The 604-nt window shown below is 53.3% G+C and carries 2 pseudogenes; both read left to right on the top strand.

Going from position 1 to position 604, the window contains the following annotated elements:
- Window positions 1-286 (top strand): annotated as a pseudogene (locus AC1DUO_RS26040) (short-chain dehydrogenase); the annotation flags it as partial.
- 42 nt (window positions 287-328) lie between these two features.
- Window positions 329-604, top strand: a pseudogene (locus tag AC1DUO_RS26035) (MFS transporter); the annotation flags it as partial.

The raw sequence follows: 604 nt of genomic DNA, 5'->3' as shown, positions 1-604 counted from the left end.
CTCTTACACCCTGTCGCAGCGTTTTTTACTGCGCGATGCAGGTGTGACAGTTATCGAAATTTCACCGCCGTGGGTCGATACCGATTTGATCTACAAAAGCGGTGATTCCCGTGCGATGCCGGTAACCGATTTTATCCAGCAGACTTTTGACAAACTGGCGACAGATTCCATTGAAGCGATTGTTGATAGAGTGCTCCCTGCACGTGCGAATCCGGGTGCCAATGAACACGAGATGGTGAACGCGTTTAATCAGTCAATGATGGATAACCCTATTCCGGTTGCCTGACCAACTCGGGGGCAGGTAACTGCCCCATCCCTGGAGTCTATAATGCAAAATCACCTGCCAACATCTCAAAGGCGCGCGTTATGGGCGCTGAGCCTGGCGTATTTTATTCAGGCGACCGGTTCACTTTCCGTGGCTGGCAGCCTGGTCTCAATTTCTCAGGAGTGGGGGATCACCGATGGACAAAGCGCTCGTCTGCTCTCTATTTTCGGTCTGACATTTGCGCTGGGCGCGCCGCTGGCACAGGTTGTGTTCGGCAAGCTCATGCGCAGAACACAGGTGCTGGCAGGCATGCTGGTATTTGGACTGGGAGCCCTGATT

The organism is Rahnella sp. P4_A8 (genome assembly GCF_056402435.1).
The sequence above is the reverse complement of the archived record's forward strand: the minus strand, read 5'-3'. Positions and strand labels throughout refer to the sequence as shown.